This window comes from Arthrobacter sp. W4I7 (assembly GCF_030816215.1).
GTDB lineage: Bacteria > Actinomycetota > Actinomycetes > Actinomycetales > Micrococcaceae > Arthrobacter > Arthrobacter siccitolerans_A.
This window is the reverse complement of sequence record NZ_JAUSXU010000001.1, coordinates 3,735,362-3,753,405: the sequence shown is the minus strand read 5'-3', so window position 1 is coordinate 3,753,405 and position 18,044 is coordinate 3,735,362. Positions and strand designations below refer to the sequence as shown.

Genomic DNA, 18,044 nt, shown 5'->3' with positions numbered 1-18,044 from the left:
GGCTAGGCCCGCACGAGGGACAGGACGCTGTCGCGGACCCGCTCCATGCTCGTACGGTTCGTGGCTTCAACGTTGAGGCGGAGGAATGGTTCGGTGTTTGACGGGCGCAGGTTGAACCAGTAGCTGCCGTCGTTGGCTGTGAAGGTGCTGCCGTCCATCTTGTCAATGGTCAGGTCTTCGCCGGCAAAAGCGACGCGCACGCGCTCCACGGCTGCTGCCTTGTCCTCCACCTCGGAATTGATTTCGCCGGACGATACGTACGGTTCGTACTCGCGGCCCAGCTCCGACAACGGCCCGTCCTGCTCGCCCAAGGCTGCCAGGACGTGCATCGCCGCCAGCATGCCCGTGTCCGCGTTCCAGAAGTCGCGGAAGTAGAAGTGGGCTGAGTGCTCGCCGCCGAACACCGCTCCTTCGTCCGCCATGACTGCCTTGATGAAGGAGTGGCCAACGCGCGTGCGTACGGCCCGGCCGCCGTCGTTCTCCACCAGCTCGGGCACGGCACGCGAAGTGAGGAGGTTGTGGATGATCGTTGGCGTTGCTTCGCCCATCGCCTTGGCGCGGGCAATTTCGCGGCGGGCAACCATGCCGGTGATTGCCGATGGCGAGACGGGCTCGCCCTTCTCGTCAATCACGAAGCAGCGGTCGGCGTCGCCGTCGAAGGCAAGGCCGATGTCTGCACCGTGCTGGAGTACCGCGGCCTGCAGGTCGCGAAGGTTTTCCGGCTCCAGCGGGTTGGCCGGGTGGTTGGGGAACGAGCCGTCCAGCTCGAAATACAGCGGAACGATGTCCAGGGGCAGCTTGGGCAGCAGGGCGTCACCAAGGACTGCCGGGGTGGTCAGGCCGGCCATGCCGTTGCCGGCATCCACCACCACCTTCAACGGGCGTGAGCCGGACAGGTCCACGAGTTTGCGGAGGTACTCGGCGTAATCCTGGAGCACGTCGCGGACGCTGATCTGCCCGCGCTGGCCCACCTCCGGGATGGAGCCCGTGTTGAGATACTGCTCGGCAAGGGCCTGAATATCTTTAAGGCCGGTTTCGGAAGAGATGGGGACGGCGCCGGCTTTGGACATCTTGATGCCGTTGTAACCGGCAGGGTTGTGGCTGGCGGTGAAGGTGGCACCGGCGCGGTTCAGGAAACCGCAGGCGAAGTAGAGCTCGTCGGTGGAGATCAGGTCCAGGAGTTCGACGTTGGCACCGCGGGCTGCCGCACCGCTGGCGAACGCTTTGCTGAACTCGGGGGAGGAGGGGCGCATGTCCCCGCCCACCAGGATCGTCTGGCCCTGGAGCTGCAGGACATCCACGAACGCTGCACCCACGGCTTCGACGATCTCGGCTGTTATCGACTCGCCCACGATGCCGCGGACGTCGTACGCCTTGAAGGAAGCCGAGAGGTCAAAAGTCGTTGTCTTTTCGCTAGTCACGGGCTTTATCTTACGTGGACCGTCGAAATGGCGGTGGATGAGGCGCCTAAGCCCTGTGCGTTTCCACATAGCAGCTGCTCGTGTGGGCGGGTGTCAGGGGCGGCTGGGATACTGAATCAATGGTCGATAACCAGTACGCCACAGCAACTTCTGAGCCTGCCCGTGATTTTGAAGAGCCCTTGCCGGGCGCGGCGCGGTCCGGCGGCCCCGTCTCTGCCACCGCAACCTCCCGGGAGGCACTTGAGGTTCTCCGCGAACTCGTGGGGCATCCGGAGGCTGCCTTCCATGAGGGTCAGTTCGAGGCCATTGAGGCACTGGTCGACGGCGGCCGGCGGGCTTTGGTGGTCCAGCGCACCGGCTGGGGCAAGTCCGCCGTCTATTTTGTGGCCTCCCTGCTGTTGCGCCGCCGGGGTGCCGGGCCCACGCTCATCGTCTCACCCCTCCTGGCATTGATGCGGGACCAGGTGGCTGCCGCTGCCCGTGCGGGGGTCCGTGCCGTTGCCATCAACTCCGCCAACCAGCTGGAGTGGGACACCGTCCGTGAACAGCTCGCCGCGGACCAGGTGGACGTCCTGCTGGTTTCCCCGGAGCGGCTCACCAATCCGTCCTTCCGGGAAACCCAGTTGCCGGAGCTCATCCGGCGGACCGGCCTGCTGGTGATCGACGAAGCGCACTGCATCTCCGACTGGGGCCACGACTTCCGCCCTGATTACCGCCGCATCGCGGACCTGATCACCCAGCTGCCGGATACCGTTCCGGTTCTGGCCACCACGGCCACGGCCAACTCCCGGGTGGTGCATGACATCGAGGAGCAGCTCGGGGACGCGGTGCTCACCATCCGCGGTGCCCTGGGGCGTGATTCCCTGCGGCTGGGCGTCCTGTCTTTGCCCGACTCGAAGCAGCGCCTGGGCTGGCTCCTGACGCATCTGGCCGATCTTCCCGGCAGCGGCATCATCTATACCTTGACCGTGTCTGCTGCCGAGGACACTGCACGGCTCCTCGCGGAAGCCGGCCACCACGTGCTGGCCTATACCGGCCGTACGGACCCGGCGGACAGGGAGCGTGCCGAGCAGCTGCTGAAGGACAACCAGGTCAAGGCCCTGGTGGCCACCTCCGCACTCGGCATGGGCTTCGACAAACCGGACCTGGGCTTTGTGGTCCACCTTGGGGCGCCGTCGTCCCCGGTGGCGTACTACCAGCAGGTGGGCCGTGCCGGCCGAGGCGCAGCCAATGCGGACGTCCTGCTGCTCCCCGGCGCGGAGGACCGGGACATCTGGCAGTACTTTGCCACCGCCTCCATGCCCTCTGAAGAGAAGGCCGCGGCGGTCCTTAATGTCTTGGGTGAGGCCGGAACAGCGCTCTCCACTGTCGCCCTGGAAGCGCGGGTTGACCTGCGCCGCACCCCTCTGGAACTGCTGCTCAAAGTCCTGTCCGTTGACGGCGCCGTGGAACGGGTGGGCGGCGGATGGCGGGCCACCGGGCAGCCATGGATCTATGACGCCGAGCGGTACCGGCGAATCGCCGAGGCACGGGTGGACGAACAGGACTCCATGGTGATCTACCAGGACACCGCGGGCTGCCGGATGGAATACATTACCTCCGTCCTCGATGACGAAACCGCCAGGCCCTGCGGCCGGTGCGACAACTGCGCCGGCCGGTGGTTCCCGTCCGAAATCGCGGATGCTGCCACACAGGCGGCCAGCCAGACGCTCAGCAGGGCCGGCGGTGTCCTGGAGGCCCGCCTGCAGTGGCCCAGCGGCATGGACCGGCTGGGCGTTCCGGTCAAGGGAAAGCTCAAGCCGGGGGAGGGTCTCGCCGAGGGTCGCGTCCTGGCCAGGCTGACCGACCTTGGCTGGGGCGGCGCGCTGCGTGAACTCTTCGCCGCCGGAGCGGAGGACCGGTCCGTGGATCCGGGCATGCTGCAGGCCTGCGTGCAGGTCCTGCGCGAATGGGGTACCGGCGACGCCCGCACGCCGGGCTGGAGCGGAGCCGGGAGGCCGGCTGCCATCGTCAGTATCCCGTCCCGAAGCAAACCGCAACTGGTGGAGTCCCTGGCCCGGGGAATCTCAGAGATCGGGCGAATCCCCTACCTCGGCGGGCTGCAGCTGGCGCACGGCGGCCCCACCGGGAGCCGCGGAGGCAACAGCGCCTACCGGCTGGCGGGAGTCTGGGACCGCCTGGTGGTGGGGCCTGAGCTCGATGCTGCACTGGAAGGCCTCAACGGCCAGTCCGTGATGCTGATTGATGACCTGGCGGACAGCCGGTGGACCCTGACGGTCGCCGGGCGTGCCCTTCGGCAGGCCGGTGCGGGAGCCGTCCTGCCGCTGGTGCTGGCCCAGGCAGGCTGACACGCGGCCGGCTGACATGAGGCCGGCTGACGCAACGGCAGCGGATGCAAGGGCAGCGGACGCGCCGGGCGTGCTGACACGCGGCCGGCTGACGCAACGGCAGCGGATGCAAGGGCAGCGGACGCGCCGGGCGTGCTGACACGAGGCGGCTGACATGACCCGGCTGACGCAGCGGATGCGCCGGGCGTGCTGAAGCGGGAGGGGCGGTGAGGCGGGAGCCCTGCCGATACAGCCTGGCTTAGGCCCGCTGGCCCTTGCGCTGGCTGACTTCGGCCCCGGCGTGGCGCGGCAGGAAGAGGCTGTCCGCCGTGCTGGCGAGCATCAGCACCGCCATCGCGAGGAAAGCCCCGCGGAAAGGTCCGGCAGTGTCGTCAGGAAACGTGCCCAGTCCGTCGAACACCCGGATCAGCAGGGCGCCCACCGCAATGCCGGTGCCCGTGGCGAGCTGAACCAGGGTGGCAGACACTGTATTCGCCGAGGTCATCTGCGGCGGCGCGATGTCGGCGTACTGCACGGAGGCGTAGGCCGAGAATCCGATGGAGCGGAACGCTCCGCTGCAAACCAGCAGGGCAAACGTCAGCGCCTGTGGCGTTTCCGCCGTGAGCAGGGCGCAGACTGCGAAGGTAACTGCCGAAGCAAGCGAAGCGAATACCAGCATCGCCCGGAAGCCGAAGCGCCGGATCAGCGGTGTTGTGGCCGGTTTGATGCCGATGTTGCCGATAAAGACTGCCGCCACCATCGCACCCGCGTGCAGCGGTGACCAGCCGAACCCGGCCTGGAACATCAGCGGCAGCAGGAAGGGAACCGAGCTGATGGTCAACCGGTAAACGAACCCGCCTGTTGCCATGGCCCGGAACGTGCGGGTGCTGAACACCCCGAGGTCAAAAAGCGGTCGGCGGGCCCGGCGCATCCACAGGACGGCGCAGACCAGGAACACCGCACCGGATCCGGCGCTCAGGGCAGCCCAGGGGGCCGCAGGGTGGGTGCTCACCAGTTCGAGTCCCACCACCAAAGCACCCACGCCAAGCGTGGTGAGGGACAGCCCCAGCCAGTCCAGCCGCCGGCCGGGATCACCGGCCGCCGCCGGAACCAGCCGCAGGGCGGCAATGAACGCGGCAGCTCCCAGCGGGAGATTGATCAGGAAGATCCAGTGCCAGGACAAGTAGGTGGTCAGTGCCCCGCCCACCAGAGGGGCCAGGACAGGTGCCAGGAGGCCGGGCCACACCAGGAATGCCGTTGCGCGGAGCAGGTCCGCCTTGGGTGTCCCGCGAAGGACCAAGAGGGTGCCGACGGGCACCATCATGGCGCCGCCGAGCCCCTGGGCCACCCGGCTGAGGGTGAGCGTGGTCAGGTCCTGGCTCAATGAACATGCCAGGGACGCCACGGTGAAAATGGCGATGGCCAGGCAGAAAACGCGGCGGGCGCCGAAGCGCTCCGCCAGCCAGCCGCTGAGCGGGATGCCCATGGCAACGGTCAGAAGGTAGGCAGTCATGGTGATGTTGACGTTCGGGGCCGGGACGCGAAAGTCGGCAGCGATGTTGGGGATTGCCGTGGTGAGGACCGTACCGTCCAGGAACTCCATAAAGAACGTGGCGGCCACCAGCAGCGCCAGGCGCGGACTCCATGCCGGCTTGGTGACTGCCGCTGAATCCACGGTGTTGCTTGCTGCCATCTGTCCATCCTGCCATCGGGCGGCCTGTGGAACTTCAGGTGTCCGTACCCCGGACGGGAGCGGGCCGCAATCCCTGGGACCAAGCGGGCCCCTAACCCCGGGATCACGGGGCAGGCGCTAACCCCGGGATCAAAGGGAAGGGGGTTAGTGGGTTGGTGGCCCTACCTCGGGCACGCAAAAGGCCCCGGTCCAGGACCGGGGCCAAACGCGGAGACGGGGGGATTTGAACCCCCGGTGGAGTTGTGCCCCACACTTCATTAGCAGTGAAGCCCATTCGGCCGCTCTGGCACGTCTCCAATTGCTATTCCTAGCCCACCAAGGATACGCAGAAGCGGGCACGCAGTGCAAAACGGGTCTCCGGGACTGCACGGCACCCGCCGCGGCGCGCCGGCTGAAGGCGTAGGGACTAGCGAAGCGCAGCCTGCACCGGCCGGACCATCCTGATTTCACGCAGGTTTTCCCACTCGGGGATGACGTCCGTGGCGCCGTCCGGGGCAAAACCGAAGTGCCCGTAAAAGCCGATGGCCCGCGCATTGTGCGCTGCCACCCACAGGCTCGCCGCTTCACCACCCAGCGCAGCTTCAAGGAGCCGGCGCCCCAGGCCCAGCCCCTGGTGCGAGGCCAGCAGGTACAGCCCCCACAGCTCCAGGTCGCCGGAGGACGGCTGCTCGAAGCCATGCGAGGCAGCGCCGGGCTGCCTGCGGATGCCGGCAAATCCCACTATCGTGCCGCCGTCGGAGGCTACCCAGGCCTCAGCCGGTTCAGCAGACTCCAGCAAGTGGCGCCAAAGCGGCAGCCGGCTGCCGGGATTCTGCGCCGCGAGGAACTCCTGCGACAGCATTCCCCGGTACGTCTCCTGCCAGCAGCGCACATGCACTTCCGCCAGGGCCTCCACATCGCCCGGCACAGCCCGCCGCACCGTCAGGGCCAAGGCTACGCGGCCCCGCCAGCCAGCGCCTTCCACAGGAAATGTTGGCTCCGGGCCTGAAGCGCCGCGGCCTGACGGTTATCCGATGCCCCTGCGTGGCCGCCCTCAAGCGCCTCGTGGAACCAGACATTGGGAATCCCCATGGCGAGCATCCGGGCAGCCATCTTCCGCGCCTGCACCGGGCCCACCCTGTCATCCGAGGTGGCCGTCCAGATAAACGTCTCGGGGTACTCCACCCCGTCCTTGAGCAGGTGGTACGGAGAAAAGGTGCGGATGTACTCCCACTGCTCCGGCACGTCCGGATCACCGTACTCGGCAATCCAGGAGTGGCCGGCCGAAAGCCTGGTGTAGCGGCGCATGTCCAGCAGCGGCACGCCGCAGGAGACGGCTCCGAACAGTTCCGGGTACTGCGTCAGCATGTTTCCCACCAGCAGGCCGCCGTTGGACCCGCCCACGCAGCCGAGCCGCTCCGGGGAGGTGACTCCGCGGGAGATGAGGTGCCGTGCCACGGCCGCGAAGTCCTGGTACGCCTTGTGCCGGTTTTCCTGCAGCGCCGCCCGGTGCCATGCCGGCCCGTATTCACCACCGCCCCGGATGTTCGCCACCACGTACACTCCGCCCCGGGAATGGGGCGCGTCTCCGTTGGCGCCGGCGGACAGGGACGTGCGGCGTTCCAGCCAGGCCCTGCCCACGGTGCCGCTGTAGGCCGGAGTGCGGGAGACCTCGAAACCGCCGTAGCCGGACAGCTGCGTCGGGTTCTGCCCGTCCAGGGCCAGGTCCCGCGAGGCCACCTGGAAGTAGGGAACCCGGGTGCCGTCGTCGGATACGGCGAAGTGCTGCTGCACTTCATAGTCTTCGTCGGCAAAGAACGACGGCGACGTCTTCACCACCTCGTGCCGGCTCACCACGCCGCCGGTACCGTCAGCCGCGCGCTCCAGAGTGCCCCGCATCAGCGTGCTGGGGGTGGTGAAACCGGTGGCGACGAGCCAGAAGTCGTCGCCGGCACCGCCGCCGGCCTCGTCGTCATCGGCCTCGTCTTCATCGTCCACGGCATAAGCGTTGACGTCGTGCAGCGGCGGGCAGGCGTCCAGGAGGGAAGATGCCCAAGCCGCCTCCCCGGCCCCGCCGGGACGCGAAGGGTCGAGCACCCGGATCTCGGAGGACACGTCCTTCAGGAGGTTCAGGAGCAGGAAGTTCCGGGTCCAGCTCCAGGACTGCAAGGAGGTATGGGCGTCCGGGGTGAACAGCACGGAAACCTTCCGCGAGCCCGCCAGGTAGTCCTCGAACGGCGCGGCAAGGAGTGAGCCCGCCGGATACGTTGACCCGTTGAGTGCCCAGTCCTGCTGGGGCCGGAACAGCAGCCACTCGCGGTGTGCGCTGACGTTGACGTCGGTGGGAACATCGATCCCTGCCCAGGAGCCATCCCGCAGGACGGCGTTGCTGCGGTTGTAGAAATCGATGTAGTCAACGGCGAACGTCCGTTCGAAGCCGGGCGTTGAATCGTGCGCCACCACGGCCATCATGTGGTTCTCGGGCACCTCAAACAGGAGGGGCGCCGCCGGCAGGGACCCGCCCCGCTTGAGGGTGACGGCGGTTCGGGCGTAAGAGGAGGCCGTCCGCGGAAGCCCCTCGGCGGTGGAAGCCACCAACAGGGTGTCCTCATCCAGCCACGAAACGTGACCCTTCGCCGTCGGCAGGTCAAAGCCGCCCTGCGCCGGGTCCACGAAGGTCCGCGTTTCGACGTCGAATTCCCGGTACCGGTTGGCGTCGCCGCCGTCCGGGGACAGTGCCAGCAGCGCGTGCCGGTAAGGCTCGCCGGCGGCCGGGCGGAGGAAAGTTGCGCCGTGGAAGACCCATTCGGCGCCTTCAGCGGCGGACAGGGCGTCGACGTCCAGCAGGACATCCCAGTCCGGCGTCCCGGTGCAGTAGCTCTCCCACGTGGTGCGGCGCCAGAGGCCCTTGGGGTTCTGCTGGTCTTTCCAGAAGTTGTAGTACCACTCGCCGCGCTTGCCCACCATGGCGATCCGGTCCGTGGAGTCGAGCACCTCCAGGATGCTGCCCTCGAGCTGCACGTAATCGGCGTCCTCCAGCAGGTCCTCCGTGCGGGAGTTCTGCTCCTTCACCCAGGCAAGCTGCTCCTCGCCGTAGATGTCCTCAAGCCAGACGTTCTCGTCGGTGGGCTCGGGCGCGATGCCCTGCGGGCCGGTGCCGGGGGTGTTGCCGAAACCGGGGGCGGGGGCTGGATCAGCTGCGGTGGTGGTCATGCGCCCCATCCAAACAACATCCGCGGACGGCTGGCAAGTCAAGCGCCCGGCGCACACTTTGTTTTCAGCCCGTACGCTGGATGCCGTGGAAATAACGCAAAGCATCCGGACCGCCATCATCGGGGCAGGTCCGCGGGGCACCAGCGTCCTGGAACGACTGCTCGCCCGCTGTGCCGCGCAGATCGCTTCCGGTTCCGGCCCGGTGCGTCTCCACATCGATGTGATCGATCCCTATCCCGCCGGCCCCGGCCACGTATGGCAGCCGCAGCAGTCCCGGCTGTTCCTGATGAACACGCAGTCCTTCTATCCCACCCTGATTCCCGAGGACCCTGCCCTGGCGCCGCCAATCGCCGGCAGCACCTTTGACCAGTGGCGGGCCCGGCAGCAGCACAACCCGTCGCCGTCCCTGACCGGGGAGGAACGCGCAGAGCTTGCCGTCCTGGCAGCCACCGATTTCCCCAGCCGTGCCCTGTACGGCCGCTACCTTGGAAACATCGTGGAGGAGCTGACCTGCAATATGCCCGACGGCGTCACGATCGACTTCCACGAAACGTCCGCACTGTCGGTGCGCCCCTCAGGGGACGGAACGTTCGACGTCGGCCTGGCCACCGGAGCGACGCTGCGCACCGGATCCGTGGTGCTGGCGCTGGGCCACATCCCGTCCCGGCTGAACCCCGAACAACGGGAGCTGCAGGCTTCGGCGGAGCAGCTGGACCTGCAATACCTGCCGCCCGCGGTGCCGGCGGACGTGGACTGGTCCCGGATACCGGCCGGGGAACCCGTCCTGGTCCGGGGCATGGGCCTGAACTTCTTCGACACCATGGTCCAGCTGACCGAGGGCCGGGGCGGCAAGTTCATCAGCAACGGCACGGCGTTGCGCTACGAACCGTCGGGCCAGGAACCCCACATCATTGCGGCCTCCCGGCGGGGAACGCCCTACCGCGCCAAAGCGGCGCTGAACGGCTACTATCCGGCGTCGGTCACGCTGCGCTACTTCACCGAGGCTGCGCTGGAACGCTTCCGCACCGCCGGCATCCGGCCGGCGTTCGACCACGACTTCTGGCCGCTCCTGCACCGCGACGCGCTCTGGGCGTACTACTCCACCCTGGTGCGCTCGCAGCCGAACGCCGTACCGGACCCCGCGGCCTTCCTCGCCGCACTGGACGAGGCCCTTCATCCGCACGCCCACAGCGCGGCGAACTGGGAGGACAGCGTGGAAAGCGTGCTCGCCGTCCATGTCGGCCCCCGGCACCGGCTGGACCTGCCGGGGCTGGCGGGGCCGCTGGCCGGGCGCTCCTTTTCCTCGCGCACCGAACTCGACGCCGCCGTCGTGGACTACTTGCTGGATGATGCCCGCCGGTCCGGGCTCGGCGAGGACGATCCCGTGAAGATGGCCATCGGGGCACTCCACCACGGCCGCGCCGTCCTGAAAACAGCAGTGGCCGACGGCGGCATCACCGATGAATCCTGGGTGGCGGGACTGCGTGGCTGGTTCGAATCGTTTGTGGAAGGACTCGCCAGCGGGCCGCCCGCGCTGCGCGCGGAGCAGTTGGCGGCACTGGCCACGGCAGGCGTTGTGAGCTTCGTGGGGCCCGATCCGAAGTTCGCGGTGGACCGCCGCAACCGCGTTTTCACCGCTGCCTCGCCCTGGGTGGATGATGCCCCGGTGACGGCAAGGACCATGGTGGAGGCGTTGGCGCCCGGCAACAGGATCTCCGCCAACGATTCTCCAGTCCTGGGGCAACTGCTGGCGGACGGGTTGGTTCGTCCGCGCCTCATGATGACCGTGGAGGGCGCCCCGGTGCAGTCCACCGGCCTGGATGTGGAGCCGCACCCTTACCGCCCCCTGGCAGCCAACGGTTCCGTGACCGAAGGACTGTACGTGTTGGGACTGCAGCTTTCCTCCGTCCAGTGGGGGACGGCCATCGCAGCGGAGGCCTTACAGCCCGGCGGCCCGAACTACCACAGCGGCCAGCGGACCCTGCGCGACGCCGACGAGATTGCCGGCGCCATCCTGGGAGCCTGACTTTCCCCGGTGATCGGCGGCCGCCCACCGAAATATTCTGACGTTTAGCGCAGAAATATTCGGGCCTTTCGGCAGGGTCGCTGGCGCCACGCTCAACGTGACTTGCGCTGCCGGCGTACGGCGGGGAAACGCTGATCGCATCGTCTGCCGGCCCCTACCAGGACCTGCCCGATGAGCTGCGCAACTTCGCTGACACACTCTGGGCCATCCACACCAACGACTACGACTACTCCGTACCGAAAAACCTGGAGCACACCAACGCCGAGGAGCGGCGCAAGGAGTTCACCCGGATCCACTTCGAAACCGCCCACCCCGTGGTCCGCATACACCCGCTGACGGGGGAGCGTGGGCTCTTCATTGGCGGCTTCGCCCAGCGGCTGAGGATCGTAGGGCTCTCCAACACCGAGTCCAAGGACATCCTCCGCATCCTGCAGGCCTACATCACCCGCCCGGAAAACGTGGTGCGCGTGAACTGGGAGCCGGACCAGCTGGTGCTGTTCGACAACCGCATCAACCAGCACTACGCCCCGGACAACTACGACCGCCAGCCCCGCAAGCTGAACCGGGTGACCATCGCCGGCGACGTCCCGCTGGGTGTGAACGGCCGCAGCAGCACCGCACTCAAGGGCGACTCGTCCACCTACTCGGAAACCGTGGTGCTCCCGGGCGCCCGGGACACGGCAGGAGCACCGCAACCTGCATGACCGGCAAAACAAATGGTTCCCCTTCCCGGCCTGGCCGGGGAGGGTCACCTTTTTGCTGATACTGCATTACCAGCCGCGCAGGCAGTGCTGGTACTGCAGCCAGGCGATGCCGTAGCGGAGCCAGCCGAGGGCGTCGGTTCCACGTGGCCGGCGGCCCGGGAGCGGCGGATCAGGCGGACGGGCTTGAGATCACCTTGAAGACGCCACCCATGGGATCGGCCAGCTGCGCCACCCGGCCGAAGTCGCTGTCCGCCGGTCCGTCAAGGAGGCTGCCACCCATGGTCAGGGCTCCCTCCACTGCGGCATCGGTGTCCTCCACCGCGAAGTACACCTGCCAGTGGGAAGGGACTTCGTTGGGCAGGTAGCCGGAAGCGTCCATGATCCCGGCCTGCGCCGTTTCACCCGAGCCCAGGGTGGTGTACCGGAATTCGGGAGCATCACTCATAACGCTCGTCTGCCAGCCGAAGACCTTTTCGTAGAACGTCACGGCGCCCTGGTAATCCTTGGCGTGCAGCTCGTGCCAGGCGGGTGTTCCCGGTTCTCCCGCGATTTCGTACCCGCGCATCTCGCGGCGCTGCCACGCACCAACGGACGCGCCGCTGGGGTCGCCGAACATGGCCATCACTCCCTGCGCGGGGACGTCCATAGGCTCCATGTAAACCTGGCCGCCATTCGCGGCCACCAAAGCTGCCGTGGCGGCGGCATCGTCGGTGCACAGATAGGTGGACCACATGTCCGGGAATCCGGCCTGGTCCTCCTGCTTCTGCATGATGCCGGCCACCATCTTTCCGTTGCGTGACGCCGTGGTGTAGCCGCCATAGAGCTCCTGGTCGCCGGACTGGAACTGCCAGCCAAAGAGCCCGCCATAGAATTCACGGGCTTTGGCGGCATCCGAGGTGATCAGGTCAATCCAGCAGGGGGAACCGGGCTTGATGTCGGGACTGGGCATAGGAATCTCCTGGTGAGGTGAGTGCTCTTTGCGGCGGCGGGCCGGAGCGGTCGGCGTTCCGGACGGGACACCACGAGGCTATGCGCCGGGTCTGACAGTTTCAACGGTTCCGGCAGTTCCTGGCCGGTGGAGGGCGTTTCGGGCCGTTGCAGGAGGAAAACGAAGGACCCCCGCCCGGCCAGCATGCTGGCGGACAGGGGTCCCAATCGCGGAAGGTAAGAGATTCGAACTCTTGGTACGGGGTTACCGCACACTAGTTTTCAAGACTAGCTCCTTCGGCCGCTCGGACAACCTTCCTCGACTAGTAGTGTTTCATAGGCACTTGCCTGCAACAAAACAGAGACCGGAAGGTGCCCGGTGCACACTGGTTGCAACGAGTATTCAGTCAGAAACGGGAGTGTTCCATGAAAGCCGTCTACATTTCGGAACCGGGCGGCCCGGAGGTGCTGGAGGTCCGCGAGGCGGACGCCCCGGTACCCGGACCGGGGGAGGTGCTGATCGACGTCGTCGCCGCGGGCCTGAACCGGGCGGACGTGCAGCAGCGCAGGGGTTTCTACCCGCCGCCGCCCGGCGCCTCGGAAATCCCCGGGCTGGAAGTGTCCGGCCGGATCGCCGGATTTGGCGCGGGCGTCAGCAAACCTTTCTCCCTTGGTGACAAAGTGGTGGCGCTGCTGGCCGGCGGAGGGTACGCCCAGCAGGTGGCCGTGCCGGCCGAACAGGTCCTCCGGGTGCCCGAGGGCGTGGATCTGGTCACGGCGGCGTCCCTGCCGGAGGTGGCCGCCACGGTGTATTCCAACCTGGTGATGACCGCCCAGCTCCAGCCGGGCGAAACCGTCCTGATCCACGGTGCCACCGGCGGGATCGGCACCATGGCCATCCAGCTGGCCAAGGCCCTGGGCGCGAAAGTGGCCACCACGGCGGGGACGGACGAAAAAGTGGGAACGGCGAAGGCCTTCCTCGGCGCGGATATCGCCATCAACTACACCGAGGAGGATTTCCCCGCGAGCCTTCGCGAGCAGAACGGCGGCCGCGGCGCAGACGTGATCCTCGACGTCGTGGGCGCCAAGTACCTCGCGCAGAACGTGGATGCCCTCGCCGATTACGGCCGGCTGGTGGTGATCGGCCTGCAGGGCGGCACCAAAGGTGAACTGGACCTCGGCCAACTGCTGAGGAAGCGCGCCGCCGTCGTGGCCACGGCATTGCGTCCCAGGCCGGTCGAGGAAAAAGGCGCCATCATGAACGCCGTCCGCGACGCCGTCTGGCCCATGGTCACCGACGGGCGGATCCGCCCGCTCGTGGCGAAAACCTTCCCGCTCGAGCAGGTCCAGGCCGCCCACACCTACTTCGACAGCGGGGACCACGTCGGAAAGATCCTCCTGTTGCTCTAGCCTCGGGCCAGCAAAAGAAGCGGTAGATACTCAGTATTGCCATCCCGGGATGGCTCCATTAGGCTCACTGCTATACGCGGTATGCACGGGCCGTTGGGGGACCGTGCATACCAAGCCCAAGCACAAGGAGCACCATGTCCATCCGCCACAGCCTCCTGGCCCTGCTGCAGGACCAGCCGCGGTACGGCTACCAGCTGCGGGTCGAATTCGAGAGCCGCACCGGGGCCACCTGGCCGCTGAACATCGGGCAGGTGTACACCACCCTGGACCGGCTGGAGCGCGACGCCCTGGTCACCAAGGAAGGCGACGACGGCGACGGCCACGTGGTCTACAGCATCACCGCCGCCGGAAAAACCGAAGTAAAAAACTGGTTCGCGGCCCCGGTGGAACGCAACAACCCGCCCCGGAACGAGCTCGCCATCAAGCTGGCGCTCGCCGTCACGTTGCCGGGCGTGGACGTCCAGGCGATCATCCAGGCCCAGCGTGCAGCGTCGATGCGCGCGCTGCAGGACTACACGAAGGCGCGCCGGGACACTACCGGCAATCAGCGTTCAGGCGATACTGCCTGGCTGCTGGTCCTTGATTCCCTGATCTTCCAGACCGAAGCGGAGGTCCGGTGGCTGGACCTCTGTGAGGCCAGGATGGTCCAGCAGGCGCAGTCCGCCGGCCAGGGCCAGGCACGCAAAACGTCCAACGGGGTCACGGAAGACGCCGCCCCGCTCAACGCGGACAGCCGCCGGTGAGCGTCCAGGGGCCGCAACAGGTCCTCGAACTTTCCAAGGTCAGCAAAACGTTCGGGGAAGGCGCGACGGCGGTCGCCGCCCTCCGTGACATTGACCTCACCGTGGCGGCAGGTGAGTTTGTTGCGGTGATGGGGCCGTCCGGGTCCGGTAAGTCATCCCTCCTGGCGCTGGCCGGGGGACTGGACCGCCCGACGTCCGGCGGTGTCTTTGTGGAATCCACGCCCCTGGCGGGATTGGGGCTGAACGAACTTGCGCGCCTGCGCCGCCGGGCCGTGGGCTACGTCTTCCAGGACTTCAACCTCGTGCCTACACTGACGGCGGCCGAGAATGTGGCGCTGCCGCTTGAACTGGACGGCACAGCGTGGAAAAAGGCCCGCCGGCAGGCGCTGGATGCCCTCCGGCAGGTGGGGATCCCGGAACTCGCGGACCGCTTTATGGACCAGATGTCCGGCGGCCAGCAGCAGCGGGTGGCCATCGCCCGGGCGGTAGTGGGGCAGCGGCGCCTGATCCTCGCCGACGAGCCCACGGGGGCACTTGACTCCACCACCGGCCAAGGGGTGATGGAAGTACTGCGTTCCCGGGCTGATGCCGGCGCCGCCGTGATGCTCGTGACCCACGAGGCGCGGCACGCAGCCTGGGCGGACCGGGTGGTGTTCCTGCGCGACGGCCGGATTGTGGACCAGGCAACTGCCCTGCATGATCCTGCGGTGCTCCTGGCCCAGGCAGGGCTTTGATGCGGCTCGATCTCACTCCGGCCCCCAACGGGCGCCGGAGCAGCTTCCGGGTGGCACTGCGCATGGCCCGCCGCGATATCGGGCGGCACAAAGGCCGCTCGCTGCTCATCGTCCTGCTGATCATGCTTCCGGTTGCCGGCATGACCGGGGCTGCCACCCTGTTCCAGAGCAGCCAAAGGACGCCCGAAGAAATTGTCGAACACGAGCTGGGCGGAACGCAGGCCCGGTTCAGCGTGCTGCCGGCTCCCAACGGCGATTCGGTCCAGGACCCGCTCAATGACGCCATGGTGGCTTCCAGTACGGGCATCCACGATCCTGGCTTTGTTCCTGCCGACCCGCAGGAGCTGCTCCCGCCGGGTTATGAGGTCCTGCCGTTGCGGCAGCTCAACCTGTCCACCGGGATCGGGGCGGCGCTGGTGTCCCTGCAGGGCAGAATCGCGGACGCGCTCCATCCTGCCTTCGCCGGGAAGTTCACCCTCCTTGCGGGAAGGGCTCCACGCTCTCCCGGAGAAGCCCTGGTTTCACCGGGGCTTCTCGAGCGGTTCAGCCTTCGGCTCGGCGACGCAATCACGACGTCGGCCGGCACCTTTGTGCCCGTGGGCACCATGCGGGATGCGGACGCCTCGGACCGGAGCTCCGTCATCTTCCTGCAGCAGGCACAGGTGCCGGAGGCAGTCCTGCATCAAGGACCCCAGTCCCCGCACTCGGTCTCCTACTACCTTGTTGGCCCTGAACCTGTGACGTGGCAGCAGATCCGGGAGGCCAACCGGCAGGGCGTCAGTGTGCTCTCCCGCAGCGTAGTCCTTAATCCGCCGTCCCTGGCGGAGCGCACCTTCGACGGGGTCCCGCCTCAGCAGCCACCGCAGGATGCCCTGGCCCTCTTCGCGACGTTCGGCCTGGTCGCTGCCCTTGCGCTCCTGGAGGTGGGCCTCCTGGCGGGAGCCGCTTTCGCCGTCGGCGCCAAAAGGCAGGTCCGGGAACTGGCGCTGATGGCAGCCTCAGGAGCCGATGTTCCCACTGTCCGCTCGGTGGTGACGTCCGGCGGACTCTGGCTGGGCAGCATTGCTGTCCTCTCGGGCGCAGCCCTGGGCCTCTGCTCGGCGGCAGCGGCGGTCCACTGGGTCCGCTCCAGCGGCTCCGCTCGCTTTCCCGGCATCCACCCGGATGTGCCGCTGACGCTGGTGGCCATGGTCCTGGGCCTGGTGTGCTGCCTGCTCGCAGCCATGGCTCCGGCGAACCAGGTGGCCAGGCAGGCTGCCCTGGGCGCCCTTAAGTCCGGCCGGGCACCTGCGGGCAACGGGAAGCGGACCACCGCGGCCGGTGCTGCGCTGCTGCTGGTGGCCGTGGCGCTGCTGGCCGCGGGCTGGCTGCTGGGGGAGTCGGCTGCCGACCCCGACCGGAAAGCCGGGCAACTGCCGCTGGTTACCTCGTTGCTGATTGCCGGCGCCGTGCTCGCCGTCGTCGCGCTCGTGCTGCTGGCCGGATACTTCGTTAGCCTCCTGACAGCCCGGACGGGGACGCTGCCATTGTCCCTGCGGATGGCTGCGCGGGATTCGGCCAGGAACCGTGGCCGGACGGTCCCGGCGGTGGCAGCCGTTCTCGCTGCCGCTACCCTTGCCAGCGCCGCCCTGGTCCTTTCGGCCAGCCAGCAAGCAGTGATGCGGGAGAACCACCCGTGGAATGCCCTGGAAAACCAGGCCTTCCTGCCGCTGTCCCTGGAACAGCCCCTCCTGCCGGACGGCAGCACCCAGCCGGCGGTCGACGTCGATCCCGCCGAACTCACTTCGGCCTTGGAAGGCGCACTCGGCAATGTTGCCTGGACGCAGGTGGTTACCGCACCGGCGTATGTTCAAAACTGTGCTTTTGGGCCGGGCGTCGACCTGTCAGGGCTGGCGCGCACTGCCACCTCCAACTGCCTCCAGTACTCGCTGGCCAGGGCCGCGGGCAACGAGTGTCCGGTGACACCGGAGCGGAGGGTGGTGGATCCCGAGGACTGGCGTTGCCGGGGTTCGCTGGCCCAGTCGACTGCCTCCCAGCGTGGCATCCTGGTGGGCGGCGCGAACGAGATCAGTGCCGTACTCGGCCGTGAAGCCGGTCCCGAAGCCCTGGCAGTGCTGGAAGCCGGCGGGATGGTGGTGACCAACCCTGTCTTCGTCCGGGACGGGATGGCGGTGCTCGAGGGCCAGGATGTGCGCACGCAGACCCAGGACCCGGCAGAGCCTTTCCGCATGCACGAGACGGTGACCAGCAGCACGCTGCCCGCGGTAGTGGTTGAACCGGCCGAAGCCCTTCCTTACTACGGAGTCATTTCGCCGGACACGGCCCGGCGCCTGGACCTGCGTCCGGAGGCGGCCGAACTCCTGGTGCAGCTCAGCAGGTTCCCCTCGGCGGCTGAGAGGGATGCGGCGTCGGGAGCGATCGCCGCCGTCTACCAGCGGCCCGACGTCGGTTTTTGGGCTGAACCCGGCATCACGCAGGGCGACTCGTGGATGTCCTGGTCCATCGTGGCCGTCAGCGCACTGATCACCTTCAGCGCGGCAGGCATCACCACAGGCCTGTCCCTCGCGGATGCCCGTGCGGACCACGCAACGCTCGCCGGAATTGGCGCATCACCCCGGCTGCGGAAGAGCCTGGCCGGCTCCCAGGCGCTTCTGACCGCCGGGCTGGGGACCGTGCTCGGAAGCCTCGCGGGGACTGTGCCGGCGATGCTCATTGCAGGTTCCACCGAACTGCGCACCGCCGTCGATGTGCCTTGGCTGCACCTCGTGGCACTCCTGGTTGCGGTACCCCTGGCCGGCGCCCTCCTGGCCTGGTTCTTCACCCGCGCCCGGCTTCCGGCCTCCCGCCGCACGCTCGGTACCTGAACC

At 67.7% G+C, this 18,044-nt stretch carries 11 protein-coding genes, 2 tRNA genes and 1 pseudogene; 7 read left to right on the top strand and 7 right to left on the bottom strand.

Annotated features, from left to right (window positions below):
- Positions 1-2: 2 nt before the first annotated feature.
- Entirely contained in the window at positions 3-1,421 is a 1,419-nt protein-coding gene (locus tag QF047_RS16885; protein ID WP_307279435.1) for a phosphomannomutase/phosphoglucomutase, read from the bottom strand.
- Between the two features lie 119 nt (positions 1,422-1,540).
- On the opposite strand from QF047_RS16885, the gene QF047_RS16880 reads away from it, so the two are divergent.
- Positions 1,541-3,769 (top strand): RecQ family ATP-dependent DNA helicase, encoded by a 2,229-nt coding sequence (locus tag QF047_RS16880; protein WP_307279433.1) that lies wholly within the window; start codon positions 1,541-1,543, stop codon positions 3,767-3,769.
- A 238-nt stretch (positions 3,770-4,007) separates the two neighbouring features.
- Here the strand turns inward: QF047_RS16880 and QF047_RS16875 are convergent, their stop codons facing one another.
- From QF047_RS16875 to QF047_RS16860, 4 genes are all read right to left on the bottom strand, one after another.
- Positions 4,008-5,441: an MFS transporter gene (locus tag QF047_RS16875; protein WP_307279431.1), complete on the bottom strand. Its 1,434-nt coding sequence runs from the start codon at positions 5,439-5,441 to the stop codon at positions 4,008-4,010.
- Positions 5,442-5,649: 208 nt separating this feature from the next.
- Positions 5,650-5,737, bottom strand: a tRNA-Ser gene (locus tag QF047_RS16870).
- Positions 5,738-5,847: 110 nt separating this feature from the next.
- Positions 5,848-6,405, bottom strand: a complete 558-nt coding sequence (locus QF047_RS16865; RefSeq protein ID WP_307279429.1) for a GNAT family N-acetyltransferase — start codon at positions 6,403-6,405, stop codon at positions 5,848-5,850.
- Entirely contained in the window at positions 6,375-8,633 is a 2,259-nt protein-coding gene (locus tag QF047_RS16860; protein WP_307279427.1) for a prolyl oligopeptidase family protein, read from the bottom strand. Before QF047_RS16860 ends, QF047_RS16865 begins: the two co-directional genes overlap by 31 nt.
- 85 nt (positions 8,634-8,718) lie before the next feature.
- Here QF047_RS16860 and QF047_RS16855 point away from each other — a divergent pair, with 85 nt between their 5' ends.
- Entirely contained in the window at positions 8,719-10,659 is a 1,941-nt protein-coding gene (locus QF047_RS16855; protein WP_306638092.1) for an FAD/NAD(P)-binding domain-containing protein, read from the top strand.
- Between the two features lie 107 nt (positions 10,660-10,766).
- Positions 10,767-11,363, top strand: a pseudogene (locus QF047_RS16850) (TauD/TfdA dioxygenase family protein); the annotation flags it as partial.
- 169 nt (positions 11,364-11,532) lie between these two features.
- Here the strand turns inward: QF047_RS16850 and QF047_RS16845 are convergent.
- On the bottom strand, positions 11,533-12,312 hold the full coding sequence (locus QF047_RS16845; protein WP_307279422.1) for a VOC family protein: 780 nt from the start codon (positions 12,310-12,312) through the stop codon (positions 11,533-11,535).
- A gap of 209 nt (positions 12,313-12,521) precedes the next feature.
- A tRNA-Ser gene (locus QF047_RS16840) sits at positions 12,522-12,609 on the bottom strand.
- A gap of 107 nt (positions 12,610-12,716) precedes the next feature.
- On the opposite strand from QF047_RS16840, the gene QF047_RS16835 reads away from it, so the two are divergent.
- The 4 genes from QF047_RS16835 (at position 12,717) to QF047_RS16820 (ending at position 18,041) form a co-directional block, all read left to right on the top strand.
- A complete protein-coding gene (locus tag QF047_RS16835) occupies positions 12,717-13,700 on the top strand; it encodes an NAD(P)H-quinone oxidoreductase (RefSeq protein WP_307279418.1) in 984 nt (327 codons plus the stop codon).
- 134 nt (positions 13,701-13,834) lie between these two features.
- Entirely contained in the window at positions 13,835-14,443 is a 609-nt protein-coding gene (locus tag QF047_RS16830; protein ID WP_307279416.1) for a PadR family transcriptional regulator, read from the top strand.
- Entirely contained in the window at positions 14,440-15,177 is a 738-nt protein-coding gene (locus tag QF047_RS16825) for an ABC transporter ATP-binding protein (protein ID WP_306638096.1), read from the top strand. The genes QF047_RS16830 and QF047_RS16825 overlap by 4 nt, the downstream gene beginning before the upstream one ends.
- Positions 15,177-18,041 (top strand): FtsX-like permease family protein, encoded by a 2,865-nt coding sequence (locus tag QF047_RS16820; RefSeq protein ID WP_307279411.1) that lies wholly within the window; start codon positions 15,177-15,179, stop codon positions 18,039-18,041. The genes QF047_RS16825 and QF047_RS16820 overlap by 1 nt, the downstream gene beginning before the upstream one ends.
- Positions 18,042-18,044: the final 3 nt, after the last annotated feature.

What these genes read in the sequence shown, in the direction of transcription:
- QF047_RS16845 (WP_307279422.1), bottom strand. Translation starts at nt 12,312, where the DNA reads ATGCCCAGTCCCGACATCAAGCCCGGTTCCCCCTGCTGGATTGACCTG.
- QF047_RS16835 (WP_307279418.1), top strand. Translation starts at nt 12,717, where the DNA reads ATGAAAGCCGTCTACATTTCGGAACCGGGCGGCCCGGAGGTGCTGGAG.
- QF047_RS16875 (WP_307279431.1), bottom strand. Translation starts at nt 5,441, where the DNA reads ATGGCAGCAAGCAACACCGTGGATTCAGCGGCAGTCACCAAGCCGGCA.
- QF047_RS16820 (WP_307279411.1), top strand. Translation starts at nt 15,177, where the DNA reads ATGCGGCTCGATCTCACTCCGGCCCCCAACGGGCGCCGGAGCAGCTTC.
- QF047_RS16830 (WP_307279416.1), top strand. Translation starts at nt 13,835, where the DNA reads ATGTCCATCCGCCACAGCCTCCTGGCCCTGCTGCAGGACCAGCCGCGG.
- QF047_RS16860 (WP_307279427.1), bottom strand. Translation starts at nt 8,633, where the DNA reads ATGACCACCACCGCAGCTGATCCAGCCCCCGCCCCCGGTTTCGGCAAC.
- QF047_RS16880 (WP_307279433.1), top strand. Translation starts at nt 1,541, where the DNA reads ATGGTCGATAACCAGTACGCCACAGCAACTTCTGAGCCTGCCCGTGAT.